15 protein-coding genes are annotated in these 20,829 nt (G+C 54.6%); 12 read left to right on the forward strand and 3 right to left on the reverse strand.

Annotated elements, in window-relative coordinates:
- Nucleotides 1-3: 3 nt before the first annotated feature.
- The 11 genes from I9182_RS06260 to I9182_RS06310 all read left to right on the forward strand — a co-directional run bounded on the left by I9182_RS06260 (nucleotide 4) and on the right by I9182_RS06310 (nucleotide 14,660).
- A complete protein-coding gene (locus I9182_RS06260) occupies nucleotides 4-1,746 on the forward strand; it encodes a dynamin family protein (RefSeq protein ID WP_209597287.1) in 1,743 nt (580 codons plus the stop codon).
- A gap of 46 nt (nucleotides 1,747-1,792) precedes the next feature.
- Complete coding sequence (locus tag I9182_RS06265; protein ID WP_209597289.1) at nucleotides 1,793-2,194, forward strand: hypothetical protein; 402 nt, start codon at nucleotides 1,793-1,795, stop codon at nucleotides 2,192-2,194.
- Between the two features lie 23 nt (nucleotides 2,195-2,217).
- Nucleotides 2,218-3,084: a hypothetical protein gene (locus tag I9182_RS06270; RefSeq protein ID WP_209597291.1), complete on the forward strand. Its 867-nt coding sequence runs from the start codon at nucleotides 2,218-2,220 to the stop codon at nucleotides 3,082-3,084.
- 69 nt (nucleotides 3,085-3,153) lie between these two features.
- Nucleotides 3,154-5,196, forward strand: a complete 2,043-nt coding sequence (locus I9182_RS06275; protein ID WP_209597293.1) for a dynamin family protein — start codon at nucleotides 3,154-3,156, stop codon at nucleotides 5,194-5,196.
- Nucleotides 5,193-6,479: a dynamin family protein gene (locus I9182_RS06280; RefSeq protein ID WP_209597295.1), complete on the forward strand. Its 1,287-nt coding sequence runs from the start codon at nucleotides 5,193-5,195 to the stop codon at nucleotides 6,477-6,479. The genes I9182_RS06275 and I9182_RS06280 overlap by 4 nt, the downstream gene beginning before the upstream one ends.
- A 341-nt stretch (nucleotides 6,480-6,820) precedes the next feature.
- Nucleotides 6,821-8,992 (forward strand): serine/threonine-protein kinase, encoded by a 2,172-nt coding sequence (locus tag I9182_RS06285; protein WP_209597297.1) that lies wholly within the window; start codon nucleotides 6,821-6,823, stop codon nucleotides 8,990-8,992.
- Between the two features lie 201 nt (nucleotides 8,993-9,193).
- Nucleotides 9,194-10,213, forward strand: a complete 1,020-nt coding sequence (locus tag I9182_RS06290) for an FHA domain-containing protein (protein WP_209597299.1) — start codon at nucleotides 9,194-9,196, stop codon at nucleotides 10,211-10,213.
- A 3-nt stretch (nucleotides 10,214-10,216) separates the two neighbouring features.
- A complete protein-coding gene (locus tag I9182_RS06295; protein ID WP_209507594.1) occupies nucleotides 10,217-10,999 on the forward strand; it encodes a PP2C family serine/threonine-protein phosphatase in 783 nt (260 codons plus the stop codon).
- Nucleotides 11,000-11,020: 21 nt separating this feature from the next.
- Nucleotides 11,021-12,283 (forward strand): transporter substrate-binding domain-containing protein, encoded by a 1,263-nt coding sequence (locus I9182_RS06300; protein ID WP_209597301.1) that lies wholly within the window; start codon nucleotides 11,021-11,023, stop codon nucleotides 12,281-12,283.
- Nucleotides 12,284-12,327: 44 nt separating this feature from the next.
- Entirely contained in the window at nucleotides 12,328-13,434 is a 1,107-nt protein-coding gene (locus I9182_RS06305; RefSeq protein WP_209507596.1) for a transporter substrate-binding domain-containing protein, read from the forward strand.
- Between the two features lie 251 nt (nucleotides 13,435-13,685).
- Complete coding sequence (locus I9182_RS06310) at nucleotides 13,686-14,660, forward strand: glycosyltransferase family 2 protein (RefSeq protein WP_245222513.1); 975 nt, start codon at nucleotides 13,686-13,688, stop codon at nucleotides 14,658-14,660.
- 389 nt (nucleotides 14,661-15,049) lie between these two features.
- Here the strand turns inward: I9182_RS06310 and I9182_RS06315 are convergent, their stop codons facing one another.
- The 3 genes from I9182_RS06315 to I9182_RS06325 all read right to left on the reverse strand — a co-directional run bounded on the left by I9182_RS06315 (nucleotide 15,050) and on the right by I9182_RS06325 (nucleotide 19,368).
- Nucleotides 15,050-17,263 carry an NADP-dependent isocitrate dehydrogenase gene (locus I9182_RS06315; protein ID WP_209597305.1) on the reverse strand — a complete coding sequence of 738 codons (2,214 nt, stop codon included), beginning with the start codon at nucleotides 17,261-17,263 and terminating at the stop codon, nucleotides 15,050-15,052.
- A gap of 243 nt (nucleotides 17,264-17,506) precedes the next feature.
- A complete protein-coding gene (gene ugpC, locus I9182_RS06320; protein WP_209597307.1) occupies nucleotides 17,507-18,565 on the reverse strand; it encodes a sn-glycerol-3-phosphate ABC transporter ATP-binding protein UgpC in 1,059 nt (352 codons plus the stop codon).
- On the reverse strand, nucleotides 18,562-19,368 hold the full coding sequence (locus I9182_RS06325) for an IclR family transcriptional regulator (protein WP_209597310.1): 807 nt from the start codon (nucleotides 19,366-19,368) through the stop codon (nucleotides 18,562-18,564). The genes ugpC and I9182_RS06325 overlap by 4 nt, the downstream gene beginning before the upstream one ends.
- A gap of 140 nt (nucleotides 19,369-19,508) precedes the next feature.
- Between I9182_RS06325 and I9182_RS06330 the strand changes: the two genes are divergently transcribed.
- Nucleotides 19,509-20,768, forward strand: coding sequence for an ABC transporter substrate-binding protein (locus tag I9182_RS06330; RefSeq protein WP_209597312.1), 1,260 nt, complete (start codon nucleotides 19,509-19,511; stop codon nucleotides 20,766-20,768).
- Nucleotides 20,769-20,829: the final 61 nt, after the last annotated feature.

Below are 20,829 nucleotides of genomic sequence, written 5' to 3' on the forward strand. Positions count from 1 at the left end.
AAAATGGCAAACAACTCACAAACACGCTTTGTTTCACCGAAAGCATGGGAACGTATCGAGCAGTGGTCCCGCCGCAAACCGGTTTTCGCTTTGATGGGTGAATTCAGCGCTGGCAAATCCACACTGATGAACTTTTTACTGCGAACGCATACATTGCCAACGCAGGTCACCGCGACCCAGCTACCACCGGTCTGGTTTAGCTGGGGCAGTGAAACACCGTACATCAAACGCCATGACGGAAGCGTTGAGCCAATTGACTTGGATCAGCTTGAGACTGTTGGCGTCAATGACGCGCAGTTCATTCGTATCTTTCTTGAAGCAGATATTCTGGAAGCCGTCGATCTGATCGACACCCCCGGCATCTCGGACCCCAAGATCTCGACAGATGTCTGGCAGCGGGCAGTCGGTCAGGCAAATGGTGTCATATGGTGCACCCATGCGACGCAAGCCTGGCGCGAAACCGAACGTGCAACGTGGGTTTCGCTGCCGGACCGCTTGCAACACAACTCTCTGTTGTTGGTGACGCGGGCGGATGCACTAAACCTTAAGGACCGCCAAAAGGTTCTGCGTCGTGTCAACCGCGAAGCCGGGCATCTGTTCAACCGGTCCATCTTGTTTTCTGCCCGGGATGCGATCAATGCCCGCGACAAGACTGGGGACGCTGAAATGTGGTCGCGCAGCGGCGGCGGTAAGATGATTGACAGTTTTCTGGAAATCACAGAACAGATCATGGACAACCGCGCCGATCAGCTGGCACGGTACCAGATCGACAAAAGCCAAGCGGGCGCATTCAAGGTTCAACCACTGCGCCCTGCCCGCAAACCAGACGAACGAGAAGCACTGTCCAGCGACATCGAAGCTGCACCTTTGCGACTGGTCAACCCGTTGGACGACGAACAGCGAACTGAAGACAACGATCTTAACGTCGTGACAAGCTTCCCCATTCGGCCAGCCCGCGTGGAGCGGCGCCCTGATGAGGGCGAACGAGTTCGGATCAACCCGGATGAAGCTGAACGGCTGCGTGCCGAAATGGTATCGGACCCGGAGCAGATGTCCGAGAAAGCTGATACCAGCGACGAATTGCGCGCCTTCTTCAAAGACACCTCGAACGATCCGCTGGAATTGAAGAATGTCGCCGGTCTGGAAGAAGATGTAGATGAGTTCGACCTGTCCGGTGAAATCGGCGATACAGATCACTCTGACGATCTGTTGGATGACACTCCAGATGCTGAAACGGGTGACAAATCCGTTGATGACGTCCTGACTTCTTTGAACTCTACCTTGCGTGAAGCCTCGGTCGAAGCGGATGAAAGTGAAATTTTCACGCCGGAAGTTGAATCGCGTGATGATCGGGGTATCGAAGTCTCGGTATCCTCCATTGCGGCGTTGATGGCGGCTCAGTCCGAGAACAACGCTGAGGATTACGAACCTGAGCCTGAGTCAAACGGTTTGATAGAGGTCGTGGCCTCAGTCGAGGAAGACGCCCGCGATATCCGCCACGATGCGCATATCGATCTTCCAGAGTCCGCAGTCGGGTCGCCGCTTAGCGCGTCGGATATGTGGCGGGAAATCACAAACAAGGAGGACCTGCCAAAAGACGCAGTCGGGCTTCAGAATGTATTCAAAGCCTTTCTTGCCGAATTTGACCAGATCGCAGTTGAATATAGTGCGAAACAGTCCAGACACGCCCCGCAAGCCATTCCAAAGACAAAAGAAAACAGCAGTGCAGAATGGCATGTTTTGTAAGGACGCCTTAGTCAAGACGCTGAGAAGAAGGACGATAAAGAGTTAAATGTCCATTCAGGATGCATTGAACACCGCGATTGAAACGATACCCGACTGCATTGCAGCCGGGTATATCGACATGGAGACCGGCATGCTTTTAGGCAGCAGTGTCTCTGATTCCGATTGCGCAGAATCGCTGGACACTTTGGCAATCGCAGTGGCCAATCTGTTTCAGGGGCGGGGTGTCGCTGCATTTGAAGCGCTCTTGCACGAGGCCGGAAACACTGATGAGGAAAACGCCGGGTTCGGGGAAATCGCGGTGTTTTCAAAAGACCGGTTGAACATCTTTTTGCGGACCAAGGAATATCCTGATCATGTGGTCTGCTATATCTGCCGCAACAGCGCGAACGTGGGACTGGCACTCACGAAATCGCATCTCAGTCTCAAGCCGGTTGCGGCCGCAGTCTGAACGGGACCAGAGGGGGTCACGGTATGATGGACACAGACATTCTCGACATGCTCGAAGATATCGGGCGGTCTTCGGTTGCCCGCCTGTCTCCGACGGTGATTGTCCCCGGTGAAACTGCTGCAGCCCGTCGGGCGGCTGTATTGCGTTTCATTCGCGGAACAATACTGCCCAGGCGACTGGAGCTGACCGCGGCAAATGGAAACTGCCTGAAAATCGAAGTGAACAGCTCTCGGATCACGGATGTGTTTCAGGTGCCGTCCGGGCAGATCCCTGATTTCGAAACGGAATCACGTACCGCGCTGGTCGATAAATTGGCCCAACTGGTTTCTGACATCTCAGCCGCACCTGCCCCATTGGAACTGATGTCAGGAAAGCCCGCCTCATCACTGGAGGTTGATGATGTTGGTATTACGCTGAGTGAGATCGAGAGCGCCTGCGCCGGAATTGAGCTCTCCTCTGAGCCCATCGTGTCTGTCGTTCCAGATGTTGAAAAACCTTCAGATGACAGCCCTGCCCCGTTAGCACGGTCGGGCAATTCGTTGGCGCAACAGTTTTTTGAAGGGGCCGAACGCTTTGCCACAGGTCGTGTCCTTGTGGACAATATGGAAAACACTGCGGTGGCTTGCGAAGGAACCTGCAAACCTTCCGAGGGAATGCACCCCAATCAAGAGATTTTGACACGTTTTGTTTCGGATCTTGCTGGTTGGAACAATGACACCCGGGGCGAATTCGAAGGCCCGCATCTGATCGTCATGCGGCCATCGGGTGGTAAGGGTGCGGGTATGGCAGTTCTGAGCGATAACGAGCAGATCGCTGTGGCCATCCACGATGCCCGCAAACTTGGGGCGGTAATCAATCTTTGGAAATCTTTGGAGGAGGCCGAGGAATGACCGCCCCCAAAGCATTCAAATTTTCGACTAATTCAATGCGTTGTTTTTTTGTAGTCAGGGTAAAGAGTAATGAGTGAAACACATCGCCGCGAGCTTATTCGCATCGCAGAAGACATGAATGGGACGAGCAATGATGAAACGCGTCAGTTCATATCGCGCATCATTGGTGATCTGGGGAAACTGAAACCGTCAGTTGCCTTCGTCGGGCAAATCAAAGCAGGAAAGTCGCGCTTGATCAACGGCTTCACCGGTCAGGCAGAATACCTGCCGTCGGACGTGAACCCCTGGACGACCGTGATCACCGACATGCATTTCGGGCACCCGAACGGTCGAACCGAAGGGGCCGAGTTCCATTTCTTCGACAACTACCAGTGGCAATCACTGATCGCTGAAGGCGAAGAATTGCGCAACATGTTCCCGGATGACGAGGACAGCTACAAGCGCGAGATGATCGAAGAGCAGGTCGAAGCCATGAAGACCCGGGCGCGTCGGCGACTGGGGGACAGTTATGAACAGTTGTTGGGTCAACACCACGATCTGGATCAACTGACATCCGATGATCTGGCGCGTTACGTGTGCGCCGGGGACGACCCTGCGGAAGATGGAACAATTGACCCCGGCAGTGATCGGGGACTTTACAGCGACATCACGCGCAAGGCCGAGGTCTATTTCGACATCGGACATTTCCCATTTCCTCTGACCGTCACTGATACGCCCGGAGTAAATGACCCCCTGCTGATCCGTGAGGAGATTTCGCGTCAGTATCTCAAAGAATCCGATTTCTTTGTGGTGGTTCTGTCAGCGCATCAGGCGTTGTCGCGTGCGGACCTGAAACTGTTCAGGCTGATGCAGGCATTGGAACTTGGACAGATCGTTGTCTTCATCAACCGAGTCGATGAATTGGGCGGCGGGGCCGATGATGCGGCAAAGGTGCGTCTGGATGTTGTAGACGGGCTCGAAAAAGCGTTAGGCACGTCGAATATCGATGTACTGATGGGAAGCGCACAATGGGCGCATTATGCACTGACCGGCGATGAAACCGGTGTGAACCACGATCATATTCTGGCTTGGTTGCGGGCGCACCCGGAACAGATGCAACAGTACCTGAACGGCGTGGCCGAGATCAAACAAGGCCCGGGACCCATCAGCCGCGAGGCTGTACTACGGTTTGCCGCGATGATCGCGTCAGGCTTGCCCGACTTGCGCCGCCATGTCACTCAGGCGTTGGCGGACGGGCCGATAAACGAACAGCTGAGGATGGCGTGGCAGCATCTCGACAGCTTCGCGCGTGGCGATTTGGAGCGGTCACAGGTACATCTTCGTGCGCTGCAAGACGAAGGCAGCGCGGGGGCGCACAGCCCGGATGACAGCGACAAGACGCTTGGTGATCTGCGCAAACTGATTGCGGACAAATCGCAAGACATCGTCAAGGACATGGACGATGTTCTGTCAAACCTGCGTGGGGTCATGGATGACACAGTCTCTGAATCCGTCTTTGTTGTGGTGCGCGGACCTGAAGGACAATCCCCATTGCTTGCCAAAGGCGGCGCGACCGAATTGAATTTCACTCCTTTGCGCGAACAAATGCGCGAGTTGGTGCAGGGCGCGTCGCAAGTGGTGCGGCAACGCATGTTGAGCGAACTTTACGCGATCGACATGCAATGCAACGCCGCTTTGCGGGCACTGCCAGGTTGGCAGGAACCAGTCGACAATCGCATGAACACAAGTGCAGTGCGTTGGTTCCGTCCGGACACCACCGCCTTGACCCGTGGCATTACCGTTGAGCTGCGTGTAAACTGGTTGTCGCGTCTGATATCGCGCAACAGCGTTGTGGCGCGGGCTGAGCGCATGATCGTGCAGGAATTCGAACTGATTGGCGATGACCTGATCGACACAACGCGTGAAAATCTTCTGGAACGGTTGAAAACCGTTCTGGATCATTACTTGGCCCTGTTGGCAGGCCATCTTGAGCACCGTTCCGGAGCGGGTGAGTTGAATGCTCAGGCGGAAGCACAAGCTGCGTTTGAACGGGCGCGCCGTATTGCTGACGAGTTGGATAGTGTCTTTGGAACAAGCAACGTGGACGAACGACAAGCAGAGGCTGCGGAATGATTGAGTTTCCCGGAACCGAACAGGAAGTGCGCCAGCTGGAGCGTTTTCTGACAACGACAGAAAAACTGTCGTCGGACCCGAAATTGGAAGATATGCGCGCACGGGCCCTGGCCCATGCCGAGCGCTTGTCCAACGCGGTCAACATCGGTTTCGCTGGAGAGTTCGGGGCGGGCAAGTCAAGCCTTGCGAACATGCTGGCAGGGGCGGATATCCTTCCAACCGGCCCGCAGCACCTGAAGCTGCCACTTGTCATCGTTGCCTACGCGGATACGCCAGAGACGACAGTCGGCTGGTGGAACAAGGAGCCCAAGACATATTCTGGCATAGCACTGGAAAAGGCCGCTGCGGATGAGCCTGACTTTATCTCTGTTGGATTGAACACCCCTGCTCTCAAAGAGATATCACTGTTCGATCTTCCCGGCTCTGGCGCATTGGATGATACATACAAACAGACACTGGACCTGCTGAAATTCGTCGACTGTGCCATCTGGTGTACTAATGGCACTAGCGCATGGCGTGAAACAGAACGGCATTTGTGGGCGCAGGTGCCGCCCGAGCTACGAGCCAACAGCCTGCTGGCGGTCACGCATGCTGATTTGCCCCCGGTGCAGTCCGCTCTGGATCGGGTGCTAGCTCGATTGAACAAAGAAAAAGAAGGTCTGTTTCGCGCTGTGGTCCCAATTGGCACACCCGTCGCGGTGCGCGCCATGGCACAAGAGCCAGAACCTGATTTCGATCTTTGGGAAAACTGTGGTGGCCAGGAACTTGCGGAAAGGGTCCTTGATGCGGCGTCTGACCGGCGGCGCAGTGACCTTGACGCTGCTCGGAAGGATCTGAAGAACGAGTTTCTGCCATTCCTGGAAACATTGAAAGGGCCCGAACCGGAACCGACCGTAAGCGATGCTACCTCAATGCAGTCAACGTTGGAGTCTGCCCTTCCGCCACTGAACAACCCCATTCTTGAAGACTGGCTAGCTGCCATTGCAAGCATCTATGAAGATCTGCGTGACTCCGCTCATATTGAACCCGCTGCCTTTCTGCAAAGCTGCCAGGAAATCGTCGAAGATTTCGCAGAGCGGTTGGACCAAGGTGGTGAAATTGATCCTGATGCTGATTGGATTCCGGCTGAGTTCGAAAAAGCGACTGACTTGTTGTTGTTGCTTCAGTTTGAAAGCGGGGATGCGCCTTTGAAAGACGCAATCAGCATACTTGTACAGCTTGGTGACAACCTTGCATGGGCTGGCAGTACCGTCGCCGCGGCGCAACCTAAAACCGGTACCTAGCCACTTTTCACAAGGATTGAAGCGCTGTGAAGCGATTCGAAGGGCCGAAGAATCGGCCCTTTATTGTTTCGAATTCGTAGACCAACAGACCTGTTTGGGGTCATCAGTTTTCGTTTTTCCCACCCCATAGGTCAATATGTAGTATTAGCACGAAGTCGGCATACTATATAAGCTTTATTCAAAAAACCGATCCTTAGTGAAGCCATCAGGCGGCCCCATTAAAGTCAAATTTGAAACGTCTAACCGTTCTTAAGTGTCCTGCGGTTGTTTTTGGTTGTGAGTTCGTGGGCTGCCGGCCCTGTTAGATAAAGCCGCAAAATGAGTAGAACGGGCGGATTGAAATGAGCCACAACCAGGCTGTCGGTGCAACGCACGACGAACCAAAGATTGAAGGACTGCAACCGGGCGCAAAGCTGTTGCGCGGACAGTATGAAATCCTCCAATACCTCAGCAATGGCGGATTTGGAATCACCTATCTAGCGCGCGACAGCCTGGAGCGTGATGTCGTGATCAAGGAATGTTTCCCCGGTGCGTTGTGCCGTCGCAACGGGGACCTGGTTGAGCCGAACGACCCGTCCTACAAGGATGATCTGCGCGCCATTATCGACCTGTTTATTCAGGAAGCCCGCAATCATGCGCGTCTGGTGCATCCGAACATCGTCGACGTTCACCAGGTGTTCGAAGATAATGACACAGCTTACATCGCTATGGATCTGATCCGTGGTTGCGACCTGCTGGACTATGTTGAAAATCCGGAAAACGACGATGGTCCTGACTTTATCGTACAGGTAACGGAAAAGATGCTGTCCGCGGTGTCGTTCATCCACCAAAGCGGGATGCTGCACCGTGACATTTCGCCGGATAACATCCTGATTGACGAAAACGGAAACCCGGTCCTGATCGATTTCGGTGCCGCGCGTGAGCAAGCCGCAAACAAGTCGGCCGCATTGTTGACCCTGCGCGTCATAAAAGACGGATATTCGCCGCACGAGTTTTACGTCCGAGGTGCCGAACAGGGGCCCAGCAGCGATCTCTATGTTTTGGCGGCAACCCTATACCATGCGATCAGTGGTGAACGTCCGGTCGACGGCCAGAGTCGCCTGAATGCATTCAACAACGGGCAGGACGACCCTTATACCCCATTGGCAGACCGCTTTGACGGATATCCCGATGGATTCCTCGAAGCAATCGACAAGGCAATGGAAGTGCACGCAACGGACCGTTTGCAGACAGCCTTGGATTGGCTGCGCATGTTCCGCGGCCCTGGCGTGATGTTTGATACCTTCGCCTATCGCCCGGTTTCGGTGATCGTCGGCATGGATCGCAAGGACAAGGAAGAAGAAAAGGCGCGGATCAAGGCCGAAAGCGAAAATGCCGAAGCGGTTGTTACGGCTCTGCTCGCCGGGAACTCGGACATTGTTCGCGAAAACGAAAAAAAGAATGAACCCGAGATGGCCAAGATTTCCGCAAAAGCGGAAACACCGGTCGCAGTTGATACCGTAGTTCAGAGCGGATCCGGTGGCAGCGGCAAGATGATAGCTGGTGCAGCAGTGCTTGTGGCAGCATTGGCCGCAGGCGGTTTCTTTGTGATGTCCGGCGACAAAGGTGAAGAACAAGCTGAGGTTACGACGACGCTGCCTGAAGCAACTACTCAAACTGCCGAAGCAGAACCGCCCGCGGTGGAAGAGCCCGCGGTCGAAACACCTGAACCCGACGTCGCGGTCGCTTCAGAGCAACAACCTGAACCAGAAGAGCCTGTCGAGCAGGCGCAAGTTGAACCTGCGGAACCAACCGCCGCAGAAGTAGCGTCCGAAACTACCGAGACGGTCGGTGCCCAAGAACAACCAGCAGAACAAGAGATTGCGGCCGCTGTGGCCGAACCCAAAACCGATGCCGCTTCCGGTACTCCCGCAGAACAACAGATATCGTTCCACCATTGGGATGTTGAAATCCCCTTCCAGACATCCCGCCGCCGCACCGCAACAGGTGCAACTATAGCGGTTACCGGTGTGGACGCCGATCAGGACATGAGCATTGTCGGCGAGTGGGTGGAACCCGGAGTTGTGATCTTTACGCTGAACGGCAACCCGGTTCGTGAAGACATGTCTTTCGCTGCGCAGGTCCTAGACAAGCTAAGCGTCGATCCAGACGGCTATACTCGCGTTGCAGCACGCTATCGTCCGCTTGGAAAGACCCGTGCACAGAATGGCCTGCTAGCACTGCCTGCGCTGCGCTCGATCGGTTTGGAGAACGGTTATTCGTTCACTGTCAGCGGCTCGGGAAGTGACGGATGGCAGACAGAAGTTAGCTCCGTCCCGGCAGAGCCAACGGGCCAACTGCGAAAAGGTGATGTTCTGTTAAGCGAAAGCCAGACTGACATGACATTGAATGGGCCCGAAGGCCTTGATGACATGCTGGCTGCGCTGGTTTCCGACAGCCAGCCAGAAGCAAAGCTAACCGTGCTCCGTAACGGTGCCGAAGTAGCCGCGATCATGCAGTTAGCGCAGGAGTGATCTGACCGGTTCATTTTTGATCTGCCAGTGTGTGTTTACTGAGGGTGGCGTTCAGTTTGCCGCCCGGTGGGGTCCGGCCCACCGCAGAGAGTACCAGTTTCCATGTTTTTCGTTGAGTGTCTCTGCGTTGTTTCACGCGGAGGTAGGTAGCAGCCCAATGGCACGAAAGGTCCGTGCCAACAATTCGAAGGTGTCGACACCATGTTCAAATACAAAAGCCCTCTGAGCCGGCTTCTCGAAGGTGCCGGCAAAACCAAAGAAGACGATGTTGCAGAAAACGCTCATGCAGCGGACAGCGCGGCACCTGAAACCGAAAAGCAGGAGCCTATCGCGGACTTCAACGCGCTGCGCGCCGCACTGGCCGGTGGAAACATGACGTCTGAATCCTACGAGGAAACAGACGAGCTTATCCCTGAAGAAAAAATGCCGGAATTCGACGAAGTTGCGGCGGAAGAAACGGAAGAACCGGTTGAAGAATCCATCTTTGTTGAAGATGCGATTGACGAGGACGACCAAGATACCAAAAACCTGATGGCCGACCCCGATGATGACGAGGATATCTCGGACGATCAAATCATCACTTTGCATGTAGCCGACGAGCTTGCAGAAACACCGGATGAAGTTAAGCCGCCTCTGGATGCAGCTGAAATGAGTGCGCCAGAGAAGGTGGAAGCTGAAGATGCAACCCCGCCCATGCAAGAACCAACAATGGTGGACGAGGTCGCCGTGCAGGCTCAGCCCACGCCGGCCGCCCCGGCCGAAGACCGTCGTTCACGGGTCAAAACAACGTTCTTGGGGTTTGAGCGTGCGGACACGCATGTTCAGGAATTGATTGAAACATCAGAACCCGTCTCAAAAACCGAAGCCGCTCGGGAAACATTCCCGGTTGGCTGGCTGGTAGTGACGGCTGGTCCCGGACGGGGCGCCAGCATCACCCTGACCGAAGGCCTGATGCAAATCGGTCGAAACGATGACCAGGCGATCCAACTGGATTTCGGCGACACGGGCATTTCACGTTCGAACCACGCCGTTATTGCTTACGACCCCGAAGATAGAAAATGCTATCTGGGACATGGCGGTAAGGCCAACCTTGTTAGGCTGAATGGTAAACCCGTTCTGAGCACAATCGCGCTCTCCAGCGGAGATCTAATCCGCATCAGTGAAACCTCAATCCGATTTATGGCCTTCTGCGATGAAGGTTTTGATTGGCGGGATTCCTGATAGATGCTGGCAACTCCGGCATATGATGTTGCTCTGATCCTGAACCAGGGTCAGCGGGAAACGCAGGAAGACGCAATTGCCGCGCGCATGTTCGATGTATCGGACGCGGGCTATATTGCGATTGCTGACGGCATGGGTGGTCACGAAGCGGGTGAAGTAGCCTCGGAAATGGTGATCTCCGCTTGGCGCAACGCGCTGGATGCCGAGCTGGAAGCTGACACCTTAAATGAAGGAGCCGCAATTGATGCGTTGCCTTTGGCAGCCATGCAAGCCAATGCAGCGATTTCTGACCATAACGAAGCGCAGGGCCAGGGTTTCAACATGGGCTCCACCTTGTTGGGTGTCCTCTTTCTGGGTCAGCGTGTGTTCAGGATTTCAATCGGAGACAGCCCCCTTTACCTGTTCCGCGAAGGCAAGTTGACACAGGTGAACGAAGACCACTCGATGGCCCCCGTGATCGACGCAAAACTGGCCGCTGGCGAGCTTTCGGAAGCTGAAGCACGGGAACTGGACAGGAACCAACTGACGTCGGTAATCATGGGGGGCGCTATTCCAAAAGTGGATTGCCCTGAAGAACCGCTGATCGTGTCTCCGGCTGATATTCTGATCCTTGGCAGTGACGGGCTGCAATATCTCAGCGACGCTGAGATTCAGGATGTTTTGCGCCTGCATCAGCAGGATCTAGCACAGGAAATCGCCGAAGCCTTGCAACTGGCTGTGCAGGCCAAGGGCGATCCCGATCAGGACAATCTGTCGATCGCCGTCGCCAAACTTACGAGAAATTAAACAGGCAAAGCAACAGGACCCATGAGAAAACACATAATCATATCAAGCCTTGCCCTCGCCGCCGCCACAAGCGCGGTGTCAGCGCAAGAGGCATGTTCAACCTACGAGATTCAGCGCGGCGACAGCCTGCGGGAATTGGCAATTCGAGTTTACGCGACTGAAGATTTCCGGCCAATCTACGATGCCAACCGGGATGTTATCGGCAAAAACCCCAATATCATTCGTATCGGTGACGTTCTAAATCTGCCATGTCTGGAAGATGTTGGGCGCGCACCCGAGCTGCCCGACACCGAAGCTGGACGTCTGGCGGCTGAAATGGCCTCAGAACTGGTAAAGGCCGCTGAAGAACGCGCGGAAAAAGCCGTGGCCGAAGCGGAAGCCCGTGTTGCGGCAGCAGAAGCTGAGGCAAAAAAGGCAAGTGAAGATGCAGTCGTGGCTGCACGGGCAGCTGCCAAAGAAGAGATCGAGGCAGCCCGCTCGGAAGCCGCCGCACTGATCAGAAATGCTAACGCTGAAACGCGCCCGGAAATTCGTGATCGTCAGTTGCTGTTGATTACCGGCGGGAACTACGCTCCGTTTACGGACGAAGCGTTGCCCAACCGGGGGCTTTACACGCATCTGGTTGAGACAGCGATGCTGCGGGCCGCACCGGAACAAGCGTACAAAATTCAGTTCGTGAACGATTGGTCGTCGCATCTGGATCTATTGATGCCAACACTTGCATTTGACGGCACTTTCCCCTGGTCACGCCCAAATTGCGAAGATGTAGCAGCGTTGTCCGAAAGTGACCGTAATCGTTGTGAAACATACGATTTCTCGAACCCTTTCTATGAAGTCGTGGATACATTCTTTGCACGCGATGGATCGGGGTACGAGCAGACGCTGACCCATGCCGACTTTGCCGGGACAACAATTTGCCGCCCGGAAGGTTGGTCGCTTTCACATATGGACGCGGTAAGTCTTTACGAACCCGTCATCAAGTTGATGCGGCCAACATCGCCCGACGAGTGCTTTCATGCTGTGATGGACGGAACTGCTGACATCGTGGCAATCGAAGCGCATCTGGCAGAGGAAGCCATCGCACGGCTTGGCTACAAACACCGGATTATCGAAAACCCCAACCTGGCGGCGATCAAGTCGCTAAACGTCATGACCCATAAAGATAATCCTGATGGGGAAGCGATCTTAGAGACGCTGAATCAGGGTCTGGCAATCATGCAGCAGTCGGGCGAATGGCGCGATATCGTGTCGACCGCACTGCGTCATCAAATGGAAAATGGATAAGGCCCCCGTCTGGCCTGACAATCTAAAGTCTGGAGGAAGTGGACATGTTTAACGAGAATATTAAGAAAGCAGTGCTGTCGGCAACCGCCATCACAGCTCTGAGCGCAGGCGCCGCCGCTGCACAGGAAGCGTGCACGAACTATACTGTGCAAGACGGTGACACATTGGCAACCATCGCGATCGCCGCCTATGGCACCTCGAACTACCAGCCGATCTTCAACGCGAACAGGAATGCAATCACCAACCCGGGGTCTCTCAACCCTGGTTTGGTGCTGGCCCTGCCCTGTGAAGACGGCAGCTTGCCGAACGGTCAGAGCGCACAGGAAATCATCGCTGCTGAAGAACAGCGTGCGGCCAGCGTAAAGCGGTCGAATGTCTATGCGCCGCCGATCAAAATGGTGGCAGGTAACGGCTGGGAACCGTTCACAACCGAAACACTCAGCGGCGGGGGCATCATGACCCGCCTAGCAACGACCAGCCTTCAGCGGGCTGGAAACAGCCGCGAGTATTCCGTCAGCTTTGTCGACGACTGGAGTTCGCATCTGGATACACTGTTGCCGCTTGGTGCGTTTGATATTTCAATTGCATGGACCGTTCCGGATTGTACTAACCGTACGTACGAATGGTCTCCAGAAACCGAAGCTCGCTGCAGTCAATTCGTAGCTTCCGTTCCGGTATACGATATCGTCGGTGGCTTCTTCACACTGCCGGAAAGCGAATACGCAAGCGCGACAAGCTTCAAGGACCTGGAAGGCTCGACCATTTGCCGTATGGCAGGCTGGAGCATGGTTGTCTTGGAAGAACAAGGACTGAACCGCGAGAACACGACTGTGGTTCAGCCCAATTCGGCCCGTGATTGTCTTGACGCCGTATTGACCGGGACTGCAGATGTTGCGGCATTCGAAGTTGATCTGTTCGCATCAACAATGAAAGACATGGGTTTGACATCGGCTGACATTGTTGAGAACCCCTATGTGTCTACATTGTCGTCGATGAGCTTCCTTGCACATCGTACTAACCCATTCGCGCGCGAGTACATCGCAATGATGAACAAAGGTCTGATCGAAATGCGTCAATCCGGTGAATGGTACGCGATTATCTCGGATACACTGCGTGAGCAAAATGAAAAGCTGAACTCAGCTTCGAACTGATCCCTCGGTTCAGCTGAAACTTTGGGGCCGGTTCCTGAACCGGCCCCTTTTTGCTGAATTATCGGTGCGTTTCAGCCGGATGCCAAATTTCAGCCATTTATCTGCTTCAGAACTGCCTCATACGCGCAGCATCTTGGGGGTGAAGTGCAATCATCCTTCAAGTGACACATCTGAGCGAGCATGAGTAACATATGATACAGGGTGCCTTGAATATCCGAAGTGGAGCTCTGACGCGGGCGTCGTGGCCGGGCTTGGAGATTGCCGTTATCTTGCCGTGTTACAATGAAGCAATTGCCATTGGTGAAACAGTCAAGCAGTTCCGCGCCGCCCTGCCAGAAGCCGTAATCTATGTATTCGACAACAATTCCACGGACGGCTCAGCCAGAGTGGCGCAAGAAGCTGGCGCGCTGGTCTATTCTGAAACATATCAGGGTAAAGGTAACGTTGTCCGCAGGATGTTTGCCGACGTGGATGCGGATGTCTACGTTATGGCAGACGGGGATGCGACCTATGACAGTATGGCAGCACCTGAATTGATAAATCTGCTGGTCTCTCGAAATCTTGATATGGTCAACGGCGCACGGGTAAACGACGACATTCAAGCCTATCGGCGGGGCCATAAACTTGGAAACGCCTTGTTCAGCGGGCTGGTGAAATTCTTCTTTAAAAGCAAAATCAACGACCTGCTGTCCGGCTATCGTGTTTTCAGCAGACGTTTTGTCAAAAGTTTTCCAGCGGTTTCCAACGGTTTCGAAATTGAAACTGAACTTACGGTACACGCGATGCAGATGCGCATGCCAATTGGAGAAATTGAGACCAAATACGTCGCACGGCTTCCGGATTCGAATTCCAAGCTAGCCACCTATTCCGATGGGTGGCGAATTCTCAAGATGATTGGCCTTCTGATCAAGGACGAAAAACCAATCGCTTTCTTCCTTTCTTTGGCCTTGTTTATTTTCTTACCGTCGCTTTTCGTATTCGTATCGGTTTTCCGAGAGTTTCTGGAAACAGGGTTGGTTGACCGAGTTCCGTCTTTGGTTGTCGCAGTATCCGGTTTTGTTGGAACCATGCTGTCGATCGTGTGCGCGCTTATCCTTGAATCCCTGGCGCTCGCCCGGCGTGAGGCGCGTCGCCTTTCTTATCTACGGCATAAAGGTGTTGCGGTTAGCGGAGCGAACAGAATACAAGCGCCGATTGCCAGCCCAGAACCCCGGCGTGTTGGTTAAAACCCTGTCTCCAGTATTTTGTGAGCACTCGATATAGTGTTCGTTTTCAACCATGGTTGAACTGCTGGACTGTCCAGAAAATCCTGAGAACCAAAATGAAATGACCAGCACCCCAAATGCTGGTCATTCTCTGAGTGAGTGATAAGGCCCTGAGGCATCACCAGTGAAATTCTCTGTTATCCAAGGTTTAAAGCAGTCAGCGCTGTCGTGCTATTAGGGGAATCCCGTAAGTACAAACAAATTTTTTATAAAGCATTGTAAATGCAAAAAACTTTTGCCGACCCTACTTTCCGTCACAGTGTCTGCGATACAAAAAGGGACCGCACAACTGTGCCGGTCCCTTTCCATGTTTTGAACAGGCGAGGGATCACCTGTTTTGCCGTTAGCGATTAGCCGATGATTGCGTTCAACGTTGTGCTGGGCCGCATAACCGCTGCCGTTTTGGCTGGGTCGGTGTGATAGTAACCGCCCAAATCCGCAGCTTTACCTTGCGCTGCGGCCAACTCGGACAGGATTTGCGCTTCATTGGCGGCCAGATCCTTGGCCAATGATTCAAACTCGGCAGCCAGTTCCGCATCTTCGGACTGGGCGGCCAAAGCCTCAGCCCAGTAGCGAGCAAACCAATAGTGGCTGTCGCGGTTATCCGGCTGACCAACTTTGCGGCTGGGTGAGCGGTTGTTGTCCAGAATACCCTGCGTCGCTGCTTCGGCCGCCGCACCCAGAATGCCCGCTTTCTCGTTGCCTTTGCTGTCAGCAAGGAAGTTCAGCGATTCACCCAACGCACAGAACTCACCCATCGAGTCCCAGCGCAGGTGATTTTCTTCGACCAACTGCTGCACATGTTTGGGCGCCGAGCCACCGGCACCGGTTTCGAACAAACCACCGCCGTTCATCAGTTTGACAATGGAGAGCATCTTGGCCGAAGTACCCAATTCCAGGATGGGGAACAGGTCAGTCAAATAATCCCGCAGCACGTTGCCGGTGATAGCAATCGAGTCATTACCTGCTGTGATCGTCTCCAACGACTGCCGGGTCGCTTCACGCGGGGCCATGATCTGGAACTTGTCGGCCACGCCAGCGGCCTCAAGCGCCGGTTTGACATATTTGATAAGTTCCGCGTCATGGGCCCGGTTTGAGTCCAGCCAGAAAATCGCTTCGGACCCGGTCAGACGCTGACGGTCCATAGCCAACTGAATCCAGTTCTCGATAGGCGCCTTTTTGACGGTGCAGGCGCGCCAGATATCGCCGGCCTCGACACTGTGGCTGTGCAACGTTTCACCATTGGCCAGAACGATGCGGATTGCACCATCGGCCGGTGCCTCGAAAGTTGTCGGGTGCGAACCGTATTCCTCGGCTTTCTGAGCCATCAGGCCCACGTTCGCCACGGCTCCGGCAGTGGACGGGTTCAACGCGCCATTGGCTTTGAAGAACTTGATCGCCTCATCATAGACGGTCGCGTAGCAGCGATCTGGGATCACACAGTTGGTGTCACCTTTGGCACCCGTCTCGTCCCAGCCCTTGCCCCCGGCGCGGATCACAGCAGGCATTGAGGCATCAATGATCACATCCGATGGGACATGCAGGTTCGTGATCCCGCGGTCCGAATCCACCATATACATGGACGGCCGGTCCGCCTTGAGCGCGTCGATGGCAGCCATGATGTCGGCGTGACCCTGTACACGCTCCAGCAATGCACCCAGGCCTGAATTTGGGTTCACACCCAACGCATCCAGTTCCGCGCCGAATTTTTCAAACACGGGGGCCAGCCACGCATTGACGGCATAGCCAAAGATGATCGGGTCTGAAACCTTCATCATCGTGGCTTTCATATGCAGCGAGAACATGGTCCCGTCTTTTTTGGTATCCTCAATGGCATCTGCAAGGAACGCAGACAGTGCTTTGACCGACATGAAAGTCGCGTCGGCTATGGTTCCTTCTTCCAGCGACCAGCCGTCTTTCAGTACGGTGACGTCACCATCCTTGCCCACAAATTCAATTTTAGCATCGCCCGCTTGTGCTGCGGTGATGGTGGCCGAAATCTCGTTTGCATAGAAATCATTGGCCGGCATGGACGACACTTTGGTCTTGCTGTCCGACGCCCATTCGCCCATCGAATGCGGGTTGTTCTGAGCATAGTTTTTCACGGCACGCGCCGCACGGCGGTCACTGTTCCCTTCGCGCAGAACCGGGTTAACAGCGGAACCTTTGATCGCGTCATAACGGGCGCGGATCGCCTTTTCCTCATCCGTTGCAGGCTCTGCCGGGTAAGTCGGAATGTCGTAACCCTGCGATTGCAGTTCTTCGATGGCCGCAACCAACTGTGGAACCGAGGCAGAGATATTCGGCAACTTGATGACATTGGCATCAGGTGTCTTCACCAGCTCGCCCAAATCAGCCAGATCGTCGCTTACCCGCTGTTCGTCGGTAAGGTTTTCGGGGAATACTGCCAGAATGCGTCCCGCAAGGGAAATATCTTTGGTGCCAACGCGGACGCCCGCAGCAGATGCGAACTTGCGAATGATGGGCAGGAACGAGGCGCTGGCCAGTTCTGGCGCTTCGTCTACAATGGTATACAATATGTCGAAGTTCGATTTATCTGCCATATTCTTTTACCTTTTTTAAGCCTTTCGGGGCGTGCGATCCAAGAGTTGCAACCACAATTGCGTGGCGTGAGAGGGGCGAAACCACGGTACAGCCCCTGGGTGACTCTGTTTTGACAGGGCTTCCCTTAAATCACGTTCGACTTGGAATCAATCACATCTGCCCGCGCGTTTTGCCACGGGGCAACTAATGTGTCTTGTAACTCTTGGCACTGGGAAGACTGCCCTTGGGTCGGAAAGTCGTAATTAACGAAACCGTTGCCCGGTCTCTGGATCAAAAATCATCACACGCTCTGGCTGTATGGTTATGCCGATCCGATCCCCGGTTCTGCTTCGCTGATCATCCCGTTCCTCAACGATCAGCTTATCACCATTTGGCGTCCGTAAATAGGAATAGGACACGCCGCCCAAGGCTTCGGTCAGGTCCACGGTGCAGGCATCAGCCGAACGGTCAATCTGAATATGCTCGGGCCGCATGCCCAATGTCACCTTGGTCCGACCAGCGGGTATAGCCACAGTAACGGGCAACGGCTTGCTAAGTGCGGGATGGGAGACTAGGCCATCCCCATAGTCACATTCCAGAAAGTTCATTGCAGGCGAACCGATGAAGCCTGCGACAAACCGGTTGTCCGGATCGCGGTACAAATCCATCGGAGCGCCAACCTGTTCAACACGACCATCCCGCAGCACGACGATCTTGTCGGCCATGGTCATGGCTTCGACCTGATCATGGGTCACGTAAATCATGGTTGCGCCGATTTCCTGATGAAGGCGCGCGATCTCGACACGCATTTCCACGCGCAACTCGGCGTCCAGATTGGACAAGGGTTCGTCAAACAGGAAAACGTCTGGGCCACGAACGATGGCACGGCCAATCGCAACCCGCTGCCGCTGACCACCCGACAGGGCCTTGGGTTTGCGTTTGAGGTACTGGTCAAGTTTCAGAATGTTCGAGGCTTCCTGCACTTTTCTGGTGATCTCTGCCTTTGCGACGCCGTTCATGCGCAGCCCAAAGCCCATGTTTTCTGCCACGGTCATATGTGGATAAAGCGCATAGGTCTGGAACACCATCGCCACGCCTCGCTTAGCCGGGTCCATGTGGGTTACGTCCCGCGCCCCTATGTGGATCTCGCCTTCCGACGTTTCTTCAAGACCCGCGATCATCCGTAGCAATGTGGATTTGCCACATCCCGAAGGGCCAACGAAAACACAGAATTCACCATCATCGATCTGCAAGTCGATGCCGTGAATGACTTGCGTCTGGCCGTACCGCTTGATTGCCTGGTTCAGAGTTACACCTGTCATGTCGCTTGCTTCCTGTCATTGCCGAGGTCTGGTCGCGTTTCAGGGAAACGCCAAGCCTGTGCCTCGGTGCTGATTTGTTCAGCCACCCGCCGCACACGAGGCACCCATGCCTCGAGTTGTTCAAAATCCATTCGTTGGGTCGAGCCGGTTACTGAGATTGCGCCCAGCACCCGACCGTTTGATGTCAGAATGGGGCAGGCGACGCAGATAATTCCGGGTTCATGTTCTTCGTCATCAACGGCAAAACCCTTGCTGCGAATTCGATCGAGATCCGTGCGCAGGTCATTGTCCGACGTCAGGGTCTTGTCGGTAAAGCGGTGAAAACTCTGCTGCGAAATTGCCCGGTTAAGGTCTCCCTCATCCAGAAAGGCAAGCATCGCCTTGCCGACGCCCGTGCAGTAGGCCGGGCCCACCTTACCCGCCTGAGAATACATCTCGATCGGTTGCGCTGCGTTGCGTTTATCAACGTATAGAACCTGACCTGCATCGAGCTGCGCCAAATGCACGGTCTCGCCGGTTTCCTGGCTTAGAATATCGAGAAACGGACGTGCGATAGGGGCCAGCGAACTTTGGGTCCAGGCTGCATGCGCAAGCCTTACCAAACGCATACCCGGCGCGTAGGTTTGGCGCTCGGGGTCGTAACATAGCATTCCCTGATTGGTTAATGATTGCAAAAACCGATAAAGTGTTGCTTTCGGGAAATCGCTGTCGTCCAGCAATTCCGAAAATCGCACAGGGCGCTGAAATGCGGCGACCTGATCCAGCACGTCGCATGCTTTGCCAATAGTTCCGTCACCTGACACGAGCGTCCGTTCTCCTCCGCTTGCCCATCGCAGATCGCACGAGGGTCTTGACAAGACTAACCGAGTCGATGTGTAGTTTTCAATATATAAAACAAGGTTTCATTATTTGGAACTATTGTGGAAACAACAGGGAGGAAACCATGTATTCCACTTTCAAGCGCACAACCGCTGCGCTGGCACTTGGCGTTGCTATGGCGGCACCGGCGGCTGCTGACCTGACCGGAGAGCTTCGGATATTCCTGGACACGTCAAACCCGGCCCCGCGCGCAACGATGGAAGCGATGATCGAGCGGTTTGCAGCGCAGCACCCCGGCCTGGAAATCGAAACCACGGTTATCGACCGCGAGGCGTATAAGACTCAGATCCGCAACTTTCTGACGGCTGACACACCTGACGTGGCCACTTGGTATGCCGCCAACCGTATGAAGCCGTATGTCGAGGCTGGCCTGTTTGAAGACGTATCAGATCTGTGGGCCGAGCCCGAAATTGCCGAGAACCTGGCTTCGACCAAAGGCGCTATGACCATCGACGGCAAACAATGGGGCGTGCCCTATACCTACTACCAGTGGGGCGTTTACTACCGCAAAGATATCTTTGATGAGCTGGGCCTCAGCGAACCGACCACTTGGGAAGAAGAACTGGCCAACTGTCAGAAGATCGTCGATTCTGGCCGCGCATGCTATACTATCGGCACCAAGTTCCTGTGGACCGCTGGTGGCTGGTTCGACTACCTGAACATGCGCACCAACGGGTTTGATTTCCACAACCAATTGGCCAATGGTGAAATCAGCTGGGAAGATGACCGGGTCAAGCAGACCTTTGCCAACTGGAAGCAGTTGATCGACATGGGGGCCTTCATTGATAACCATCAGACCTATAGCTGGCAGGAGGCTTTGCCATTCATGGTCAACGGAGAGGCCGCTGCTTATCTGATGGGCAACTTCGCAGTCGCGCCTTTGCGTGAAGCAGGGCTGACAGACGATCAGCTGGATTTCTACCAATTCGTGTCGATCAATCCTGATGTCGAACTGGCTGAAGACGCGCCGACCGATACATTCCATATCCCGGCGAATGCCTCGAACAAAGAAGCCGCGCGTGAATTCCTGCGCTTCGTTGTCTCGGCGGACGAACAGACCGAGATCAACAATGGGTCAAATCTCGGTCAGCTGCCGGTGAACGCGCAATCCTCAGTAGACGATGACAAGTTCCTGCAGCAGGGTTTTTCGATGCTCTCGTCCAACAGCCCCGGCGGTGTGGCTCAGTTCTGGGACCGCGACGCGCCGGCTGAAATGGCCAAAGTGTCAATGGAAGGTTTCCAGGAATTCATGGTCAAACCAGACAATGCTGACCGTATTCTGGCCAAGCTGGAACGCGCGCGAGAGCGTATCTACGACAACTAATCAGGCTTGGGCCGGGCTGAAGCCCGGCCTACTTGACCCGCTTTGTAGGGCGGGCTTCAGC

This window comes from Ruegeria sp. HKCCSP351, assembly GCF_017872535.1.
Taxonomy (GTDB): Bacteria; Pseudomonadota; Alphaproteobacteria; order Rhodobacterales; family Rhodobacteraceae; genus Ruegeria.

Excerpts from the sequence above, each read along its gene's own strand:
- I9182_RS06260 (WP_209597287.1), top strand. The coding sequence starts at position 4 with ATGGCAAACAACTCACAAACACGCTTTGTTTCACCGAAAGCATGGGAA.
- I9182_RS06265 (WP_209597289.1), top strand. The coding sequence starts at position 1,793 with ATGTCCATTCAGGATGCATTGAACACCGCGATTGAAACGATACCCGAC.
- I9182_RS06270 (WP_209597291.1), top strand. The coding sequence starts at position 2,218 with ATGATGGACACAGACATTCTCGACATGCTCGAAGATATCGGGCGGTCT.
- I9182_RS06275 (WP_209597293.1), top strand. The coding sequence starts at position 3,154 with ATGAGTGAAACACATCGCCGCGAGCTTATTCGCATCGCAGAAGACATG.
- I9182_RS06280 (WP_209597295.1), top strand. The coding sequence starts at position 5,193 with ATGATTGAGTTTCCCGGAACCGAACAGGAAGTGCGCCAGCTGGAGCGT.
- I9182_RS06285 (WP_209597297.1), top strand. The coding sequence starts at position 6,821 with ATGAGCCACAACCAGGCTGTCGGTGCAACGCACGACGAACCAAAGATT.
- I9182_RS06290 (WP_209597299.1), top strand. The coding sequence starts at position 9,194 with ATGTTCAAATACAAAAGCCCTCTGAGCCGGCTTCTCGAAGGTGCCGGC.
- I9182_RS06295 (WP_209507594.1), top strand. The coding sequence starts at position 10,217 with ATGCTGGCAACTCCGGCATATGATGTTGCTCTGATCCTGAACCAGGGT.
- I9182_RS06300 (WP_209597301.1), top strand. The coding sequence starts at position 11,021 with ATGAGAAAACACATAATCATATCAAGCCTTGCCCTCGCCGCCGCCACA.
- I9182_RS06305 (WP_209507596.1), top strand. The coding sequence starts at position 12,328 with ATGTTTAACGAGAATATTAAGAAAGCAGTGCTGTCGGCAACCGCCATC.
- I9182_RS06315 (WP_209597305.1), bottom strand. The coding sequence starts at position 17,263 with ATGGCAGATAAATCGAACTTCGACATATTGTATACCATTGTAGACGAA.
- ugpC (WP_209597307.1), bottom strand. The coding sequence starts at position 18,565 with ATGACAGGTGTAACTCTGAACCAGGCAATCAAGCGGTACGGCCAGACG.
- I9182_RS06330 (WP_209597312.1), top strand. The coding sequence starts at position 19,509 with ATGTATTCCACTTTCAAGCGCACAACCGCTGCGCTGGCACTTGGCGTT.